Source organism: Pseudomonas sp. 1L-C-7-B-C1 (genome assembly GCF_057291635.1).
This window is the reverse complement of sequence record NZ_JBXAWH010000009.1, coordinates 218,540-236,458: the sequence shown is the minus strand read 5'-3', so window position 1 is coordinate 236,458 and position 17,919 is coordinate 218,540. Positions and strand designations below refer to the sequence as shown.

The window sequence follows — 17,919 nt, the reverse complement described above, 5'->3', positions numbered from 1 at the left end:
TCAACGACCGCGAACAGCTTGTTCCAGCTCGCTGAAGCTGGGGCGATGGGCCGGATAGAGAACCTTGCGACCGAACTCCACGGCCAGCGAAGGCGGCACGCCGGACGCCGACGCTACGAGCGACGCCTTGATCGATTCATAGACGTTCATTTCTTCCTTGGCGTCGTGGGCCAGGGAAGTGGCCAACGGGCCAAAGAAACCGTACGCCGCGAGAATACCGAAGAACGTACCCACCAGCGCCGCACCAACGTGCATGCCGATCGCTGCCTTGTCGCCGGAACCCAGGGAGGCCATGGTCACGACGATACCCAATACTGCAGCAACGATACCGAAGCCTGGCATGGCATCGGCTACACCGGTCACTGCGTGGGAAGGATGCTCGAGCTCTTCTTTCATGCTCAGCAATTCCATGTCGAACAAACCTTCCAGCTCGTGGGGCGCCATGTTGCCGGAGGACATGATGCGCAGGTAATCGCAGATGAAGGCGATCATGCGGGTATCTTTGAGCACGCCAGGGTATTTAGCGAAGATCGGGCTGTTCTCGGGCTCTTCGATGTCGCCCTCGATGGCCATCATGCCTTCGCGACGACTTTTGTTGAGGATCTCGTAGACCAGGCCCAGCACTTCGAGGTAGTAGCCATGGGTGAACCGGGTGCTGAACATCTTCAAAGACTTCTTGATGACCAGCATGGTCATATAGCCCGGGTTGGCTTGCAGGAATGCACCCAACGCCGCACCGCCGATGATCATGACCTCGAAAGGCTGGATCAACGCAGCGATCTGACCGTGGGACAGTACGTATCCGCCGAGAACGCTCGCGAAAACGACGATGATGCCGATAATTTTTGCCATAGGTAGAAAATACTTACTGAGTCGGGTTCATGGTCATTGTGCGAGAAGCGCTTGAAACTCTTGTCCTGCTTATCGGCATGAATGCGCCAGACTATAGTCAGATCACAGGAAAATGCTGATCGATGCATGGCCCAGGACGTTGCGCCCATGAGGGCCAGCATGATGCCAGTACCCTACATTGATCAAAACCTCCCAGCCGTACGGGTGTTGTGAATGCAATCAGATAAAGCTTCTTCGCTCCCTGTTCCGCGCACCCTCGATACCTGGATAAAGCAGCTCGACGGCATCGCCTTGCCGGTGCCCGCCGTGGCGTATAAACGCGTGCAGGCGGCCTTGACCGATAGCCGCCGCTCGCTGCGCGATATCGCCGACCTCATGCAGGACAGCCCGGCGCTGGTGCTCAATGTATTGCGCGAAGCCAACTTGAACAGCCCCGCCACCGCTCAGCCTGCGGAGAGTCTGGAAGTCGCCATCAACCGATTGGGTCTGGCGCGCACTGAAGCGCTGCTGGCGCGGCTACCCTGCGTCGATGCACGGGATATTCCGGTGGCGTTGCGTCAAATACAGCTGATCAGTCAACACGCCATGCAACAGGCTTACGGCCTGTTCGCAAACCAACTGGCCCGGCTGTGGCAGGACATCCATCTCGGCAGCCTGCTGTTTCTGTCGCCGCTCTGGCCGATGGCGCTGGCGCACCCCACATTGCTGGAAGCGTGGGAACTGCGGGTTATCCACAAGGGCGAGTGCGCGAAGACTGTGGAAAACACGCTGTTTGGCGTGCGGCTGGTGGATTTGTGCCTGGGGCTGGCACAGCATTGGCGCCTGCCGGTCTGGGTGACCCAGGGTTACGAACTGCTGACCTCACAGCAACGCAATCTGGTAAGCGTGCTGCGCATTGCCCACAGCAGCGACGATCCGCTCAAGCAGCAACAGCAACTCGACGCCGACCTCCCGCTGCGCCGCTGGCTGAACCAGCCCGCCAATACAATTCTGCTGGCCAACGGTCTCGCGCTATCAGCGCACCAGGCCTGGGACACGCCGCACAGCCTGCGCTGGCAGCTATTGACCAGCCTGTACCTGCAGCAGCCGCTCGATGAGCTTCAGCAGCAGGTTCATCAGAACGCGGCGGCCAGCGCTCGCCAGCATTCCGGCCCGGATATCTGGCACCCGGCCCAGGCGTTGCTCTGGCCGTGGAATAGCCGTCGGGTTCATAAAGGCCTGCTGCCCGCCCCGCCGCCATCGCCCGATGCCTTGCAGCTGTGGCGCAAACACTGCGCCGATCTGCTGAAAGAACCCGGCATTTTCATCAACGCGATGCACCTGACCACCTGCGCCCGGGATGCGCTGGTGGCAGCAGGCATGCAGCGGGTGGTGCTGTTGATGACCGATCGCAAGACCGACAGCCTGCGCGTGCATCAGATCGCGGGTGTAAACAAGTCGGCCGCTGCGCTGCTGGTCCCCTACAAGGACAGCACTGTGTTGCAACGTCTGTTAGCCCAGCCTACGCAGTTGCGTCTGACGCCGGCCAACAACGCCCAGTTTTCTGCGTTACTCCCGGCGCAACTGCGCAATTTGTTCAGCGGCGAAAACCTGTTGATCCGCTCGCTCGCCAGCAATGGCCGCGTGGTGATGATGGTGATGGCCGATCAGGGCGGCGGACCGTTTTCCGAAGTTTCCGTCCAGGCTTTCGGCAAAACCGGCCAGTGCATCGAGAAAGCACTCACCACCTTTAGCCATCGCAATGGCTGACGGCTGAGCTACAATTCGCAACCTTTTCGCGATCCGGAGACGCTAGATGTCTGCCTTTTCAAGCTTGCCGCTGGTCATCGAGCCCGCAGACCTGCAAGCACGCCTCAGCGCGCCAGAGCTTATCCTGGTCGACCTGACCAGCCCGGCCCGCTATGAGGCCGGCCACATTCCCGGCGCGCGATTCGTCGATCCGAAACGTACGCAACTGGGCCTGCCGCCTGCGCCGGGGCTGCTGCCCTCGCACACGCAGCTCGAAGCGCTGTTCGGCGAACTGGGGCACAATCCCGACGCTGTGTACGTGGTCTACGACGACGAAGGCGGTGGCTGGGCCGGCCGGTTCATCTGGCTGCTGGACGTCATCGGACACAAAAAGTATCACTATATCGACGGCGGCCTGCTCGCCTGGCAAGCCGAGGGCCTGCCACTGTCGACAGAGGTGCCAAAAGCCGTCGGCGGTCCGGTTTCGCTGACCTTGCACGACGAGCCCACCGCCACTCGCGAATACCTGCAAAGCCGCCTGGGCGCCGCTGACCTGGCGATCTGGGACGCGCGAGCGCCGACGGAGTACTCAGGCGAAAAAGTCGTCGCTGCGAAGGGAGGCCACATTCCCGGTGCCGTGAACTTCGAATGGACCGCCGGCATGGATCAGGCGCGCAACCTGCGCATCCGCAAGGACATGCCGCAGATCCTCGAAAACCTGGGCATTACCCCGGAGAAAGAAATCATCACCCACTGCCAGACCCATCATCGCTCGGGCTTCACCTATCTGGTGGCCAAGGCGCTGGGTTACCCGAGGGTAAAGGGCTATGCAGGCTCGTGGGGCGAGTGGGGCAACCATCCGGACACCCCGGTCGAAAAATAAAATCGGCGCCCATGTTGCGTCGATTCGTATTCCCTTTTTCAAACGTTTTAGGAATTTTGATGAAACAGCGTCTATTTATCCTTTTCCAGTATCTGCTTCCCCATCATTTGCTGTCGCAACTGGCGGGCTGCGTGGCCGAATGCCGCGTTCGCTGGTTCAAAAACGCGTTTACCCAATGGTTTGCGCGCCGCTATCAGGTCGACATGTCCCAGGCTCAGGTCGAGGACATCACCGGATATCAGCACTTCAATGACTTCTTCACCCGTGCCCTCAAGCCGGGCGCTCGCCCCCTGGACCCGACACCGGGGGCGATCCTCAGCCCTGCGGACGGTGCGGTCAGCCAGTTGGGCCCGATCGAACACGGCCGAATTTTCCAGGCCAAAGGCCACAGCTACAGCGTGCTGGAGCTGCTGGGCGGCGATGCGCGTCTGTCCGCGCCGTTCATGGGTGGCGAGTTCGCGACGGTTTACCTGTCGCCGAAGGATTATCACCGCGTTCACATGCCGCTCGCCGGCACCCTGCGCGAAATGGTCTACGTACCAGGCCGCTTGTTCTCGGTGAACCAGACCACGGCGGAAAACGTGCCGGAACTGTTCGCCCGTAACGAGCGCGTCGTGTGCCTGTTCGACACCGAGCGCGGTCCGATGGCCGTCGTGCTGGTCGGCGCCATGATCGTTGCCTCGATCGAAACCGTGTGGGCGGGCCTGGTCACGCCGTACAAGCGCGAGCTCAAGACTTTCCGCTACGACGAAGCAGCGCGCGCGCCCATTCACCTGGAAAAAGGCGCCGAGCTGGGTCGCTTCAAACTGGGCTCTACGGCCATCGTGCTGTTCGGGCCCAATCAGGTGAAATGGTCCGAGCTGCTGGCCGCCGGTTCGCCCGTTCAGATGGGTCAGGGCCTCGCGCTGCCATTGCAGGCCTGATTCTTGCCTTAACTCATACCTGAGGGGCGTGATGCTGTTTTTCTGGCGCGAACTGTCATCGACAGTCGTGTTTTCACGCCTTACTCAGGATGACGCGTCTGGCCGGGGTACACCGCCCCAGACTGCGACAGTTGCAGGATGCTGCTAGAGTCCCCTGTCAGTGCTGTAGGAAACTTCGCTTTCAGTGGACGTAAACGTGCTTTTTTCGCTCGGCGAGGGTCCTTGACCCAGAGTTCCACGCCGCCGTTCAGGCCTGTGTTTGTTGGAGTTTGCCTGTCACATGAGTTATTTAAGCCTCCCACTGTTGTTGCGCGCACCTGTGCCGACGCAGTCGAGCCTGTCGTTCTGTGACGCGACGCCAAAAGACATGAAGCGCTGGATCGCTACGCTGCCCAAGGCCAATCTCGGTGAAATGGCACGCCAGCTCTATCAAGGGCTCGGCGAGCTGAACCAGTTGCTCACCCCCAGCGACAACCGCATGCAGCTCCTTGAACTGCTTCGCCCGGAAGTCTTTTTCGTGTGCAGGCACCTGGAGCGTCACTTCCTGAACCAGTCGGTCGTTCTCGAAGAGCGTCCGCGCAAGGTCGCGAACCTGTGTCAGGCCCTGCAGAACCACCTTGCCATTGGCTACAAACAGATCATCGCCCGGGTCGCCGTAAAGCTCACCAAGGACCGCATCAGCTTGCTGACCACCGCCCTTCAGCGCGCACTCAGCTGCCTGAACGGCCCGCTGATCCGCGCCAACCAGCTTTACTGCCCGGTGCAGGACGGCCTGTGGCTGGAGATGCATCAGATTTACCAGATCGCCCGCCAGCATCAATTGCAGAACGTGCCGGTTGCCGACAGCCTCGCCCACAACACCCAGGCGATGAGCGTTGAACAGACGTACACCGTTGCGCTGCTGATGGGCTGTTCGCGCTGCAATCAGATGCGCCAGCACAACATCGGCAAGCTGGCCGAGGCGCTGGATGCGTGGAGTGCGATGGTCACGCTGCAGCAGCCGCTGACCAGCGACAGCCTGTACGCGGTGTCGCCCGGCACGGACACGGCGCCGCGCTACGCCGCACTGTACGACGACAATCAGCGCCCGAATTTGCTCGGCATCGACCCCCGCCCTCTGTCGGCTGCACTGGAGCGCTACACCGAAACGGCCGTCGGAGAGCGATCGAAGTCTGCGCTGAAAGTGCCGCCAGGGTTGTCCATCGACGTCTTGCAACACCTCGCGGCCGCTTGGGGCGATGTGTCGGAACGCGCGTTTCAGCGCACGCCAGGGCAAGGGACCCTGACCGTTTGCGTGGGCATGAGCGCTTTGCACTATTACGTCGGCGGCCAGCAGTCCTTCAGCGACCTGCTGCAAATGTCGACCCTGTCCCGAGTCGTCGATTACACCCTGCAGCCCTTGAAGCCGGTGAAGCACGATCCATGGGCGCAGACGGCAGACGCGCAGCGCCATGGCACGTCCGACAGCATGTTGCCGTTCGAGGAAATCGAATACAAACGTGACGATGCCGACGGCAGCGGGGCGTCCGACGGGCAAAAGAGTTTCCCGACGTACGCCCTGCATATCGTCAATCACAGCCCTGGCGGCTACTGTCTCGCCTGGCCGAAAGAAGTACCTGATCAACTTCAGGCCGGAGAGATGATCGGCATTCAGGACCATGGCCACGGCTGGAGCATCGCGGTGGTGCGCTGGGTGCGGCAGGTCCGTGGCGGTGGCATGCAGATGGGCGTCGAACTGATCGCGCCCTTCGCCCAGGCCTGCGGCATGCAGCTGACACGCGCCGAGCAGAGCAGCCAGTTTTTGCGCGCGCTGCTGTTGCCGGAAGTTCGCGCCATCGATGTACCCGCAACGGTAATCGCACCCAGGCTGCCGTTCGAGGATGGCTCAAAGGTGCTGATCAATACCAGTGGCGAACAGCGACGCGCGAGCCTGAGCAATCGCCGTGCGACGACGGGGAGCTACAACCAGTTTGAGTATCAGATTATTGAAGGGCCGAAAAAGGCCGCCGCGCCAGACGGCGGGGGCCCTGAGCAGGAATTCGACTCGCTGTGGACGGTGCTGTAAGCCATCGAGGCATCCCTTGCAGATGCCTCAACGTCCACGCCTTTAAGCGCTGCGCCCTTCCCGGTCGCGGAATCCCAGCAAATACAGCACGCCATCCAGACCCAGCGTCGAGATGGCCTGCTTCGCCGACTGCTTGACCAGCGGCTTGGCACGGAACGCCACACCCAGCCCGGCTATCGCGAGCATCGGCAGGTCATTGGCGCCATCGCCCACTGCGATAGTCTGCTCCAGACTCAACCCTTCCTTGCCGGCGAGCTCGCGTAACAGATCGGCCTTGCGCTGGGCGTCGACAATCGGCTCGATCGCGTTACCCGTGCATTTCCCATCCACCACTTCCAGCTCGTTGGCGAAGATGTAGTCGATGCCCAGTTTGGCCTGCAGCTGGCGAGCGAAGTACGTAAAACCGCCCGACAGGATCGCGGTTTTATAGCCCAGCCGTTTGAGTTCGGCGAACAGCGTTTCAGCGCCTTCGGTCAAACGCAACGAGGCGCCGATCTCGTCCAGCACCTTCACATCCAGGCCTTTGAGCAGCGCCAGCCGTTCTTTGAAACTGGCGCGGAAGTCCAGTTCGCCACGCATGGCGCGCTCGGTGATCTCGGAAACGCGCTCGCCGACGCCGTGGGCTTTGGCCAGTTCATCGATGACCTCGGCTTCGATCAGCGTCGAATCCATGTCGAACACCGCCAGACGACGGTTGCGACGGAACAGAGAGTCCTGCTGGAACGCGATATCGACGTTCAGCTCCTGGGCAACATGGAGGAATTCGGCCTGCATCTGCTGAGGATCGACCGGCTCGCCGCGCACGGAAAACTCGATGCAACCCTTGCTCTTCTCGGTGGGCATGTCGAGCGGCATACGCCCGGAAAGACGGTCGATGCGGTCGATGTTCAAACTATACTTGGCAGTGATCGCGCTGACCGTCTGCAGTTGCTCGGCAGTGACCTTGCGGGTCAGCAGCGTCACGATATGCCGCGCCTTGCCCTGGCCGTCGACCCAGTGCTGATAATCAGCTTCTGACACGCGGGTAAAGCGCACTTGCTGACCCAGTTGGTCGACTGTCGCTTGCACGTTCTGGCGCACTGCCGCGCCTGCTTCGGTGTCGGGAATATCGACCAAAAGGCCGAATGACAGCGCGTCGTGAATCACCGCCTGACCGATGTCGAGAATATTCACGCCGCCTTGGGCCAGCACACCAGTGATGGCCGCAGTGAGACCCGGACGGTCTTCACCGGTGATGTTTATCAGGACGATTTCGCGCAAGGCGCACCCCCGCAGTGGAAAAAAACCGCATTCTACGCACTTTCAGTGACCGCCGGGCACAGCCAGCGCTTTGCCGCCACAGGGTCGCTCGCTATACTGCGCCCCAACTTCACCACGAGAGCCGTGCTCAGTGAACCGGCCCACGCCAGTAAAAACCGATAATTTCTTCTTGCTGATCTTCCGGGCATTGCGTCATCGACGTGTACCGATTGCTTTGCGCATCGCCAGCCATAACGTGATCCTCGTCGCGCTGGCTCTGGTGATCTACGCCTGCGTCATGGGTTTGCAATTCAAGCAAGCCATGCACGAACAGGCCGACGCATTGGGGCAAGCCCTGACCACGCAGACCGCCACGTCCGCCACCGAATTGCTGGTGTCCAACGACATCCTCAGCCTCAATGTGCTGCTGGGCAATCTGGTGAAGAATCCGCTAGTGGCCCACGCGGCTATTTATAGCCCCGACAACCGCATTCTTGCCGAAGCCGGTCAGCGTCCGAAGAACGGCTTGCTGGGTGAGGCGGAAGGTCTTTACGAGATCAAAATCACCTTCCAGGATGTGGTCGCCGGCACGCTGCGTATCAGCCTGGACATGGCCCAGTTCCAACAGCCGCTGACCATCAGCTTGCAGAGCATGGCGATTTTGGCCGGTATCCTGCTGGCACTGGCACTGGCCTTGAGTCTGCGCCTTGGGCGGCATATTTCCACGCCGATGCTGCAACTGCGCATGTGGCTGCGCTACATCGATCCGTACACGCCGGCCACTGATCGTCAGGACGAGATCGGCGATCTGGCGCGTCAGTTGAAGACTTCCTACGCGCCGCCAGAACCGGAACCGGCACCCATTCCCGAGCCTGCACAGGTCGAGGACGAGGAAGACACTTCGCCGGAGTTCGACAGCAGTGACCTGAGCGACCCTGACTTCGATGACGTGCCAAAGCCGCGCGCCACGGTGATCCCGGCACGACGCATCTCCGCCGAGGAAGATGAAGAAGACGAAGAGGATCCGTTTGCGGACCTTCGCGACCACTCCCCTGCCGCACCAAAACCTGCACCGCGTCCAATCCTTCCGGTCGTTCCATCGCAGCCGCAGTACAGCGCCGTGCTGGCCGTGCAGCTGGGTTCGCAGGAGCAACTGCGCCGTCTGCCGCGTACACGCCTGACCGAGCTGCTCGAGCGCTACCGTGACTGTATTGATCAGGCCGCGTCTCTTTACGACAGCGAGCTGCACACCCTGAACGATGGCAGTTCACTGATGGTTTTCAGCACTCAGGACAGCGGCGACGACTATCTGACCAATGCGATCTGCTGTGGCGAGTTGCTGCGTGCATTGAGCCACGCGTTGCAGATCGAAGTCGCCGACAGTGGCATTACCCTGCAATTGCAGCTGGGCCTGACGCTGGGCGAAGGCTTGCACGGCATGAACCAGATCGATCTGCTGCTTACTGAAACCGCGCAGGACGCCCTGGCCCTGTCGCAGCACAGCCGCAATCTGCTGCTGGTGGAGCGCAAGATCAGCGAAGACCCGACCATCCGCCAGCGCGCGCGCATCCGCCCGATTGCAAGCCCGGAAGGTGCAAGCTGTGTGGAGCGTCTGATGGAGCCGTACCCATCGATGCTGGAACGCCAACTGGCGCGCATGCACGAGGCGCGCAAGGCCTAAGCGTCACCCACAAAAAAGCCCGCATTGCTGCGGGCTTTTTTGTGGGCGCCAATCTTAGAAGCGGAACACTTCCAGATCGGTGCGGATCGGTGATGCCATCGGGATCTTCGGCTTGTCCTGATCGGTGCGGGTTTTCGCCGGCGCTGTGGCCTTTTTAGGCACATCCGCCACCCAGGGTTGATTGGCGATTGGCTTGACGGCCACGCTCAGCTTGTCCGCCAGGCGCTGCAGCAAAATCCCTTGAGCCCTGACCTGCGCAGCTGAAGAGCCTGCGTGCGGCTCCTCCAGATGGATCAGCTTGCTGTCGCGAACGTTTCCGCGCCGGTCGAGCAAACGCCACTGTGCATCCAGTACCGCTGGCTGTTTCTCGCCCGAATCCAGGCGGGTGATGGATAGCACCACCTGGGCATCCGGCGTGAAGCTGGCCGCTGCGGGGGCCATAACCACACGTTGACTGTCGAGTTTCCAGGCCAGTTGGCGCAGAAGCAGCTGATCAATGTCAGCAGAAAGACTGCCGGCCCAGCGACCATCGGTGGATGCCTTGAGGCTGCCATCGGGTTGGCGCTGCAATAATGTTTCACGTTGCAGATAGTCGGCAATTGTCACAGGGCCCAGCAAAACGGCGAGCCCGCCGCTGTGTTTCGGTTGCCCAGGATCGCCGCTGTCCAGTTGATAGAGCGACGTGGGCTGATGAACGCTGCACCCGGCCAAACCCAGAACGCCGGTCAACAACAGAACACAGGGAACACGTAGAAAATTCATCATCCCGTCCAAGTGGACGCCGTGTAACGCGTCCACGCTGTTAAATACTTTGAAAACATGAAGGCATTCCGCCATGGCGGCGCCGGAGGACGTCATATCATCCGTGAATATGCGCGTTGACTCCAGCGATTCTGCGTCGCTCTCGTGACGAAACGAAGAGCGACCGCCGAACCAACCGCTTTAGCCTGCGGTTTCCACCAACAATGCATCGACGCGCTGGAATCCACGCGGGAGTTTGTTGCCCCGTCGTCCGCGTTCGCCTTTGTAATGCTCCAGGTCGTCGGGTTTGAGCGACAGGTTGCGTTTGCCGGCCTGCAGCACCAGCGTGGCACCGTCAGGAACAACGGCAAGGTCGGTCACGTACTCTTCTCGACTGGCAACGCGCTCGCCCGGAATGCCAATGATCTTGTTGCCTTTGCCCTTGCCCAGTTGCGGGAGATCGCTGACTTTGAACACCAGCAAACGGCCTTCGGTGGTCACGGCGGCGAGCCAGTTGTGTTCACGATCCGGCACCGGACGCGGCAGGATCACCTTGGCCCCGGCCGGCAGGCTCAACAGCGCCTTGCCTGCTTTGTTCTTGGCCTGCAGGTCTTCACCCTTGACCACGAAACCGTAGCCGGCATCGGACGCCACCACGTACAGCGCGTCATCTTCTGGCAACAGTACGCATTCGAATGTCGCACCGGGCGGCGGGGTCAGACGACCGGTCAGCGGTTCGCCTTGGCCACGGGCCGATGGCAAGGTGTGCGACGGCACCGAATAACTGCGACCGGTGGAGTCGATAAACACCGCAAACTGGTTGGAACGCCCCGGCGCCAGCGCCTTGAAGCCATCCCCGGCCTTATAAGAGAGCCCGGTGGCATCGATTTCATGACCTTTGGCGGAACGAACCCAGCCTTTTTCCGATAGCACGACCGTCACTTTCTCGTTCGGCAGCAGATCGTGTTCGGTCAGGGCTTTGGCTTCGGCGCGCTCGACGATAGGCGAACGGCGGTCGTCGCCATAGGTTTCGGCATCCTTGATCAGCTCGGTGCGTACCAGTTTCTTCAGCTTGGCCTCGCTGCCCAGCAGGGCTTGCAGCTTGGCTTGTTCCTTGAGCAATTCATCCTGCTCGGCACGCAACTTCATTTCTTCCAGTCGCGCCAACTGACGCAAACGGGTGTCGAGAATGTAGTCCGCCTGGATTTCGCTCAGGGCGAAACGAGCGATCAGCGCGGCTTTCGGGTGCTCTTCGGTGCGGATGATGTGAATCACTTCATCCAGGTTGAGGTAAGCGATCAACAAACCGTCCAACAGGTGCAAGCGACGCTCAACCTTGTCGAGGCGGAATTGCAGGCGACGACGCACGGTCTGCACCCGGAACGCCAGCCACTCGACCAGCAATGCGCGCAGGTTTTTCAGCTGCGGCTTGCCGTCCAGGCCAATGATGTTGATGTTGACCCTGTAGCTTGACTCCAGATCAGTGCTGGCGAACAGGTGCTGCATCAGCGCATCGTGGTCGAAATGTTTGCGGGCCCCCGGAATGATCACGATCCGGCACGGGTTTTCGTGGTCCGATTCGTCACGCAGGTCAGCGATCTGCGGCGCTTTGGACGGCTTGGCCTGCATCATCGCCGCGATCTGCTCCAGCACCTTGGCACCGGACACCTGATGCGGCAGCGCGGTGACGATGATGTCGCCGTCTTCGATGTGGTACACGGCGCGCATACGCACCGAGCCCTTGCCGGTTTCGTACATTTTCAGCAGGTCGGCGCGGGGCGTGATGATTTCTGCTTCGGTCGGGTAGTCCGGGCCCTGAATGTGCTCACAGAGCTGTTCGACCGTAGCTTTGGGTTCATCGAGCAAGCGCACGCAGGCTGTAGCGACCTCCCGCAGGTTGTGCGGCGGTACGTCGGTGGCCATGCCGACAGCGATGCCGGTAGTGCCGTTGAGCAGGATGTTCGGCAGGCGCGCCGGCAAAACAGCAGGCTCGTCCAGGGTGCCGTCGAAGTTCGGCACCCAGTCCGCCGTGCCCTGTCCCAGCTCGGAAAGCAGCACTTCGGAGTAACGCGACAGTCGCGCCTCGGTGTAGCGCATGGCCGCGAATGACTTGGGATCGTCCGGCGCACCCCAGTTGCCCTGGCCGTCGACCAGTGTGTAGCGATAGCTGAAGGGTTGCGCCATCAGCACCATCGCTTCGTAGCAGGCCGAGTCGCCGTGGGGGTGGAACTTGCCGAGCACGTCACCGACGGTACGCGCCGATTTCTTGTGCTTGGCATCGGCGTCCAGGCCCAGCTCGCTCATCGCGTAGACAATGCGTCGCTGCACGGGCTTCAGGCCATCACCGATATGCGGCAATGCCCGGTCCATGATCACGTACATGGAATAGTTGAGATAGGCCTGTTCGGTGAAGTCAGCCAGCGATCGGCGTTCTACGCCATCCAGGCTGAGGTCAAGGGAGTCGCTCATGCGGGCCTCATCATTTTGTCGTCTGGCGCAGCAGCAATGTGCCGCCGCGCTGTGTGAATTCGAGTTGTTTCACGGCGCTCATGCCCAGCAGCACCTGTTCACCGTCCAGACCGGGCACCACCAGGGCGCGCACGTTGTTCAGAACGATGTCGCCAACCTGCAACCGCTGCAGGGTGGTCCGGAATGCATCGGTGCGTCCGTTGGCCGTGCTCACTTGAACGCGCTCGCCCCGCTCAAGGCGCAGCGTCTGCGCGACGCTCTCCGGCACGGCGACATTGGTTGCACCGGTGTCGAGCATGAACTGCACGGGGCGGGTATTGATCTGCCCGGTCATGACGAAATGTCCGTCACGATTGCTCGCCAGTTTCACCTCGACGTAACCGTCTCCGTGTTCGGAGGCGACGATGGTATTCGGATTTTCCTGACGCTGCTCCCACTCGCCAAAAAACCGCGTCGCCAGAAACAGCGCCGCCGCCCAGGCGATGATCAGCATCAGCCGCCCGGCGCGTTTGCCGGGGGGAGCCTGGGTCAAGGCTTGCCGCTCCAGCCACCCTCGGGCGCGGCAAAGCGCCAGACGACGGGACGTTTTTCGCCATCGGCGCGGACACCGAAGTTGTTGTCCGTGCCCACCCATGCGCCTTTTTCGTCGACGATCAGCGCTTCGGTCAGGCCGTATTTCTGGTCATACAGCCGGTTGGGCTGAAGTGCCTCTTTGGCAAACGACCAGCAGGCTTCCAGCTGACCGGTCGCCAGCGTGCGGCGGCAGATTCGGTAAGCCGCGCGCTCCAGGGTGAACAGCTTGCCCTTGTACAGCGAGATGTCGGCAAAGTCCTTGGAAACTGGTTTGCCACCCAACTCGGGCGGCAAAATATCATTGCCGGACTCGACTCGCAGAATGCAGCTGGCGTCACAGGCCCAGCCGTCCTTGCCGAGCCTGGCGGTCAACAGGCCACGCTTGTCACGCTCGGCGGCGAGCCATAGCTGATCGCCTGCCTGGTTGACTGCGATGCCTTCGAAGATGGCGTTGAAATGCTGCAGCATCCCGGCCGACTGCGCTTCCTGGATGACTTTTCTGGGCAGTTCCAGCCAGACCGGCGCGCCTTCAACCGGCACTTTCAGGACGGCGGCATAGGCTTCGCTGACGATGTAACGGTTGCCCGCCGCGTCGCAACTCACGCCTTCGAAATCCAGATCGCCGCCCCGGATCAGCGCCGAGGCCTTGGCCATGTTGCGCAGCGTCGCGGACAGACCGCTGTCCGGGATCGGCGGGATTTGCAGCGTCTGCGCCTTGGCTTTCCAGACCGTTGCCGAGGTGTCGAGGCTATAGAGCAGCGTGTCGTCGCGATCCGAAACGGTCCACAGCACGCCATTGCAGGACGCGAGCCCGGACAGGTTGCCGCCGATCATGTCGTCGACCGGGTGCTCTGACAGCAGCTTGAGCTCGGGCAACGGCGCAGCAAAAACAGGCGTGGCGATCAACAACAGCGCTGCAAACCAACCCCGCATCAGACCAGCACCTCGGCCAGATTGCCCTTGGATTCGAGCCAGCTCTTGCGGTCGCCCGCGCGTTTCTTGGCCAGCAGCATGTCCATCATTTCCGACGTGGCTGCGAAGTCATCCAGGGTCAACTGCACCAGGCGACGGGTATTCGGGTCCATGGTGGTTTCGCGCAACTGCGGCGGGTTCATCTCACCCAGACCTTTGAATCGGGTGACTTGGGGCTTGCCGCGTTTCTTCTCGGCCACGAGTCGGTCGAGAATGCCGTCGCGCTCGGCTTCGTCCAAGGCGTAGTAAATGTCTTTGCCCAGGTCGATGCGGTACAGCGGCGGCATGGCGACGTAGACGTGCCCCGCATCCACCAGCGGGCGGAAATGCTGGACGAACAAGGCGCACAGCAGCGTCGCGATGTGCAGGCCGTCGGAGTCAGCGTCGGCGAGGATGCAGATTTTGCCGTAGCGCAGCTGGCTCATGTCCGCAGCGCCCGGATCAACCCCGATCGCTACGGCGATGTTGTGCACTTCCTGGCTGGCGAGCACTTCGCCGCCGTCGACTTCCCAGGTGTTCAGGATCTTCCCGCGCAACGGGAGGATCGCTTGAAATTCCTTGTCCCGTGCCTGTTTGGCGGAGCCGCCCGCAGAGTCACCCTCGACCAGAAACAGTTCGGAGCGCATCGGGTCCTGACCCGCGCAATCCGCCAGTTTGCCCGGCAGTGCCGGACCTGACGTGATGCGTTTGCGCTCAACCTTCTTGCTGGCCTTAAGACGACGGCCGGCGTTGCTGATCGCCAGTTCGGCCAGTTGCATGCCCATTTCAGGGTGCGCGTTGAGCCACAGGCTGAAAGCATCCTTGACCACACCGGAGACGAACGCTGCCGCCTCACGGGACGACAGCCGCTCTTTGGTCTGGCCGGAGAACTGTGGCTCTTGCATCTTCATCGACAGCACGAAAGCGATGCGTTCCCAGACGTCTTCGGGCGCCAGCTTCACGCCGCGCGGCAGCAAGTTACGGAACTCGCAGAAGTCACGCATCGCGTCCAGCAGGCCCTGACGCAGCCCATTGACGTGGGTGCCGCCCTGGGCGGTCGGGATCAGGTTGACGTAGCTTTCCTGAACGCTGTCGCCGCCCTCGGGCAACCACAGCAGCGCCCAGTCGACGGCCTCTTTGTTGCCTGCGAATACGCCACAGAACGGCTCATCGGGCAGGCGCAGAAAGTCAGACACCGAATCCTGCAGGTACGAGCGCAGGCCGTCCTCGTAATGCCACTCGACTTTCTCGCCGGTGCCTTTGTCCTCGAAACTGACCAGCAGGCCCGGGCACAGAACGGCCTTGGCCTTGAGCACGTGCTTGAGGCGGCTGACCGAGAATTTCGGGGTGTCGAAGTATTTGGGGTCCGGCGCGAAGTACACGCTGGTGCCGGTGTTGCGCTTGCCGACGGTGCCAACCACGGCCAGTTCGCTGGCCTTGTAGCCGTCGGCAAAGGTCATTTCATATTCGTTGCCATCGCGTTTGACCCGTACCCGTACCTGGGTCGAGAGCGCGTTGACCACGGAAATCCCGACGCCGTGAAGGCCGCCGGAGAACTGGTAGTTCTTGTTGGAGAACTTGCCGCCGGCGTGGAGCTTGGTGAGGATCAGCTCGACGCCCGATACGCCCTCTTCCGGGTGGATGTCCACGGGCATGCCTCGGCCGTCGTCGGAGACTTCCAGCGAATTGTCGGCATGCAGAATGACCTGCACGGAGCGGGCGTGGCCTGCCAGCGCTTCGTCGACGCTGTTGTCGATGACTTCCTGCGCCAGGTGGTTGGGGCGTGAGGTGTCGGTGTACATGCCCGGCCGTTTGCGGACCGGGTCGAGGCCCGAGAGGACTTCGATGGCGTCTGCGTTATAAGAGCTAGCGCTGGGATTGGCCATGGGGTCTCGTCATCAAGTCGTTCATGAAATTTCGGAATAGCACTGGTTTTTAAAAGACTGTTCTACATATTTGTTGCAGCAATGGCTCGGGTCAAAGCCCGCTCAGATCAACGCCCTGGAGCAATGCGGGAGCGAACCCGGCGAAGCTCAACAGCGCTGGAATCTTTGCAGCGAAACCCTGAAACCCGTGATCGCCACCCGCTTCGATGCGCAATGCACAGGCCCGATAGAAGCTCTGGGCACGGCGGTAATCCAGCGTCTCATCGCCCGTTTGCAGCCACACCTGAATCCGCTGCGGATCCTGTGGAGCAGGCACTTCCAGCTCGGCCAGCGCCGTCACGTGGTCGTGCGTGAGCTCCCAGCTCTCGCCGGTATAGAGGTTTTGTTGGGTGCCGAGAAAACCATCGAAGAGCTGATGCGGATTGACCGCCGGGTTGATCAGCACAGCCTTGAGGCCGTGGCGCTCAGCCAGGTGAGTCGCATAGTAGCCGCCGAGCGAGCTGCCGACCAGCAGCGGCCGACCGAGTTCCTCGATCGCGGCCTCCAGTTGAACCAGCGCCTGACGCGGATGGTGATGAAGCTCGGGCACGCGCAAGTATTGGCTCAGACCCAGACGCGCCATCAGCGTCGTCAGCTGCGTGGCTTTCTGCGACTGGGCCGAGCTGTTCAGGCCGTGAATATAAAGAAGCGTCGATTGATCCTGGTTCACGCAGTTGCCTCCCAAACGGCAATCGATACATCCCTGACGGGCTGGCCTGCCGGCGCTCATCAGGGCAAAGCCACGCAGTTTACAGGGTCAACTGCGCGAAGACTCGCCTGTTGATGAATCGCTGCACATTAAGGAAATGTCGTTCAATAGCCCGCGCCATTGATGTCGACGTCAAATAGGTCAGGGGCGATGCGCGAAACACCGGTGTCGATCCGGCCGTCGTCGTGAAGACGCAACCAGCGGTAGCCCGGCGCGAGGTCATCCAGGCCGAAATCCACGCTGTTCGGCGCGAACTGAATGCAGGTTGAAGGCGAAGCCATTAGCCGCACGCCGTCGCGAAGCTGATCGAATTCCTGATGCACGTGCCCCCACAGCACCGCACGCACCTGGGGAAACCGCTCCAGCACAGCAAACAGCGCCTCGGGATTGCGCAAACCGATGGGCTCCATCCACGCCGCCCCGATGGGCACCGGGTGATGATGCAGACACACCAGATGATGCCGCTCCGGCGCTTCGCTCAAGGCCTGAGCGAGCAGCTGAAGCTGGCCGTCTTGCAGATAACCGGGAACAGACCCGGAAACAGCGGAATCCAGCATCGTGATCCGCCAGTGCCCGATGTCAACGACGGGCTCCAGAAGGTCGCTGTTCTGCGCGGCAATCGCCATTTCCCTCAGCTCATCGTGATTCCCAGGAATCCAGCGCGTGGGGGCACTCAGGCGATTACTCGCATCGCGGAACGCCTGATACGACTCAACCGTGCCGTCCTGAGACAAATCGCCGGTCGCCAGCACCAGATCGATCGCCGGCTGCTCGCCGAGCACACGTTCAACCACCGCATCGAGACTGGCGCGCGTGGGCATGCCCAGCAGCGCGCCGTCCGCTTCGGCGAACAGATGGCTGTCGGTCAGTTGCACGACCAACACAGATGAGGGATGAGAGGATGCGCTCGACAATGGCCATCTCCTTGGGCGGATGTGGCCGGATTATGGTGTGAGATCGGTGCGGCGGCAAACCTGGAAATGAGTCGTGTATACCATTTGGAACATTCGGCTGGTATGCGTCAGCGCTTGCGATGCAGTCTGAGCAGTTTGCCCACAGCAAAGCCTCCTGCAAACAGACCACCTACCGCGCTCAGTAGTAACCATGGGAGCGCTTGTTCGTAGCCGATTTCAAGGAATGCGACCATGAGCGACATAGGAAGGTAGAAGCCAAGAATTGC

At 61.2% G+C, this 17,919-nt stretch carries 13 protein-coding genes and 2 pseudogenes; 6 read left to right on the top strand and 9 right to left on the bottom strand.

Annotation, left to right across the window (positions count from 1 at the left end; translation table 11 throughout):
* A complete protein-coding gene (gene motA / locus AC0Z8Z_RS15755; protein WP_037015764.1) occupies positions 1–852 on the bottom strand; it encodes a flagellar motor stator protein MotA in 852 nt (283 codons plus the stop codon).
* A gap of 213 nt (positions 853–1,065) precedes the next feature.
* Here motA and AC0Z8Z_RS15750 point away from each other — a divergent pair, with 213 nt between their 5' ends.
* The 4 genes from AC0Z8Z_RS15750 to AC0Z8Z_RS15735 all read left to right on the top strand — a co-directional run bounded on the left by AC0Z8Z_RS15750 (position 1,066) and on the right by AC0Z8Z_RS15735 (position 6,451).
* Complete coding sequence (locus AC0Z8Z_RS15750; protein ID WP_485619719.1) at positions 1,066–2,601, top strand: HDOD domain-containing protein; 1,536 nt, start codon at positions 1,066–1,068, stop codon at positions 2,599–2,601.
* A 46-nt stretch (positions 2,602–2,647) separates the two neighbouring features.
* On the top strand, positions 2,648–3,463 hold the full coding sequence (locus AC0Z8Z_RS15745; RefSeq protein WP_272633090.1) for a rhodanese-like domain-containing protein: 816 nt from the start codon (positions 2,648–2,650) through the stop codon (positions 3,461–3,463).
* Positions 3,464–3,516: 53 nt separating this feature from the next.
* Entirely contained in the window at positions 3,517–4,386 is an 870-nt protein-coding gene (gene asd / locus AC0Z8Z_RS15740; protein ID WP_205487205.1) for an archaetidylserine decarboxylase, read from the top strand.
* A gap of 280 nt (positions 4,387–4,666) precedes the next feature.
* Positions 4,667–6,451 (top strand): molecular chaperone, encoded by a 1,785-nt coding sequence (locus AC0Z8Z_RS15735; protein WP_485619718.1) that lies wholly within the window; start codon positions 4,667–4,669, stop codon positions 6,449–6,451.
* 42 nt (positions 6,452–6,493) lie between these two features.
* On the opposite strand, the gene serB is transcribed toward AC0Z8Z_RS15735, so the two are convergent.
* A complete protein-coding gene (serB, locus tag AC0Z8Z_RS15730) occupies positions 6,494–7,711 on the bottom strand; it encodes a phosphoserine phosphatase SerB (protein ID WP_485619717.1) in 1,218 nt (405 codons plus the stop codon).
* Positions 7,712–7,841: 130 nt separating this feature from the next.
* Between serB and AC0Z8Z_RS15725 the strand changes: the two are divergent.
* Together AC0Z8Z_RS15725 and AC0Z8Z_RS15720 are read left to right on the top strand one after the other, a co-directional pair.
* Positions 7,842–8,564, top strand: a pseudogene (locus tag AC0Z8Z_RS15725) (AhpA/YtjB family protein); the annotation flags it as partial.
* A gap of 102 nt (positions 8,565–8,666) precedes the next feature.
* Positions 8,667–9,371 (top strand): annotated as a pseudogene (locus AC0Z8Z_RS15720) (histidine kinase); the annotation flags it as partial.
* Positions 9,372–9,425: 54 nt separating this feature from the next.
* Here the strand turns inward: AC0Z8Z_RS15720 and AC0Z8Z_RS15715 are convergent.
* The 7 genes from AC0Z8Z_RS15715 to cpdA all read right to left on the bottom strand — a co-directional run bounded on the left by AC0Z8Z_RS15715 (position 9,426) and on the right by cpdA (position 17,653).
* Positions 9,426–10,133, bottom strand: a complete 708-nt coding sequence (locus AC0Z8Z_RS15715; protein WP_172613020.1) for a PqiC family protein — start codon at positions 10,131–10,133, stop codon at positions 9,426–9,428.
* A 180-nt stretch (positions 10,134–10,313) separates the two neighbouring features.
* A complete protein-coding gene (gene parC / locus AC0Z8Z_RS15710; RefSeq protein ID WP_485619716.1) occupies positions 10,314–12,581 on the bottom strand; it encodes a DNA topoisomerase IV subunit A in 2,268 nt (755 codons plus the stop codon).
* Between the two features lie 10 nt (positions 12,582–12,591).
* Positions 12,592–13,074, bottom strand: coding sequence for a retropepsin-like aspartic protease family protein (locus AC0Z8Z_RS15705; RefSeq protein WP_485619741.1), 483 nt, complete (start codon positions 13,072–13,074; stop codon positions 12,592–12,594).
* Between the two features lie 35 nt (positions 13,075–13,109).
* Entirely contained in the window at positions 13,110–14,087 is a 978-nt protein-coding gene (locus tag AC0Z8Z_RS15700; RefSeq protein ID WP_485619715.1) for an esterase-like activity of phytase family protein, read from the bottom strand.
* A complete protein-coding gene (gene parE / locus AC0Z8Z_RS15695; RefSeq protein WP_485619714.1) occupies positions 14,087–15,991 on the bottom strand; it encodes a DNA topoisomerase IV subunit B in 1,905 nt (634 codons plus the stop codon). The genes AC0Z8Z_RS15700 and parE overlap by 1 nt, the downstream gene beginning before the upstream one ends.
* A 91-nt stretch (positions 15,992–16,082) precedes the next feature.
* On the bottom strand, positions 16,083–16,700 hold the full coding sequence (locus tag AC0Z8Z_RS15690; RefSeq protein WP_485619713.1) for a YqiA/YcfP family alpha/beta fold hydrolase: 618 nt from the start codon (positions 16,698–16,700) through the stop codon (positions 16,083–16,085).
* Between the two features lie 143 nt (positions 16,701–16,843).
* A complete protein-coding gene (gene cpdA, locus AC0Z8Z_RS15685; RefSeq protein ID WP_485619712.1) occupies positions 16,844–17,653 on the bottom strand; it encodes a 3',5'-cyclic-AMP phosphodiesterase in 810 nt (269 codons plus the stop codon).
* Positions 17,654–17,919 lie beyond the last annotated feature (266 nt).

What these genes read in the sequence shown, in the direction of transcription:
- parC (WP_485619716.1), bottom strand. Translation starts at nt 12,581, where the DNA reads ATGAGCGACTCCCTTGACCTCAGCCTGGATGGCGTAGAACGCCGATCG.
- AC0Z8Z_RS15735 (WP_485619718.1), top strand. Translation starts at nt 4,667, where the DNA reads ATGAGTTATTTAAGCCTCCCACTGTTGTTGCGCGCACCTGTGCCGACG.
- motA (WP_037015764.1), bottom strand. Translation starts at nt 852, where the DNA reads ATGGCAAAAATTATCGGCATCATCGTCGTTTTCGCGAGCGTTCTCGGC.
- AC0Z8Z_RS15700 (WP_485619715.1), bottom strand. Translation starts at nt 14,087, where the DNA reads ATGCGGGGTTGGTTTGCAGCGCTGTTGTTGATCGCCACGCCTGTTTTT.
- AC0Z8Z_RS15745 (WP_272633090.1), top strand. Translation starts at nt 2,648, where the DNA reads ATGTCTGCCTTTTCAAGCTTGCCGCTGGTCATCGAGCCCGCAGACCTG.
- AC0Z8Z_RS15705 (WP_485619741.1), bottom strand. Translation starts at nt 13,074, where the DNA reads ATGCTGATCATCGCCTGGGCGGCGGCGCTGTTTCTGGCGACGCGGTTT.
- AC0Z8Z_RS15715 (WP_172613020.1), bottom strand. Translation starts at nt 10,133, where the DNA reads ATGAATTTTCTACGTGTTCCCTGTGTTCTGTTGTTGACCGGCGTTCTG.
- AC0Z8Z_RS15750 (WP_485619719.1), top strand. Translation starts at nt 1,066, where the DNA reads ATGCAATCAGATAAAGCTTCTTCGCTCCCTGTTCCGCGCACCCTCGAT.
- parE (WP_485619714.1), bottom strand. Translation starts at nt 15,991, where the DNA reads ATGGCCAATCCCAGCGCTAGCTCTTATAACGCAGACGCCATCGAAGTC.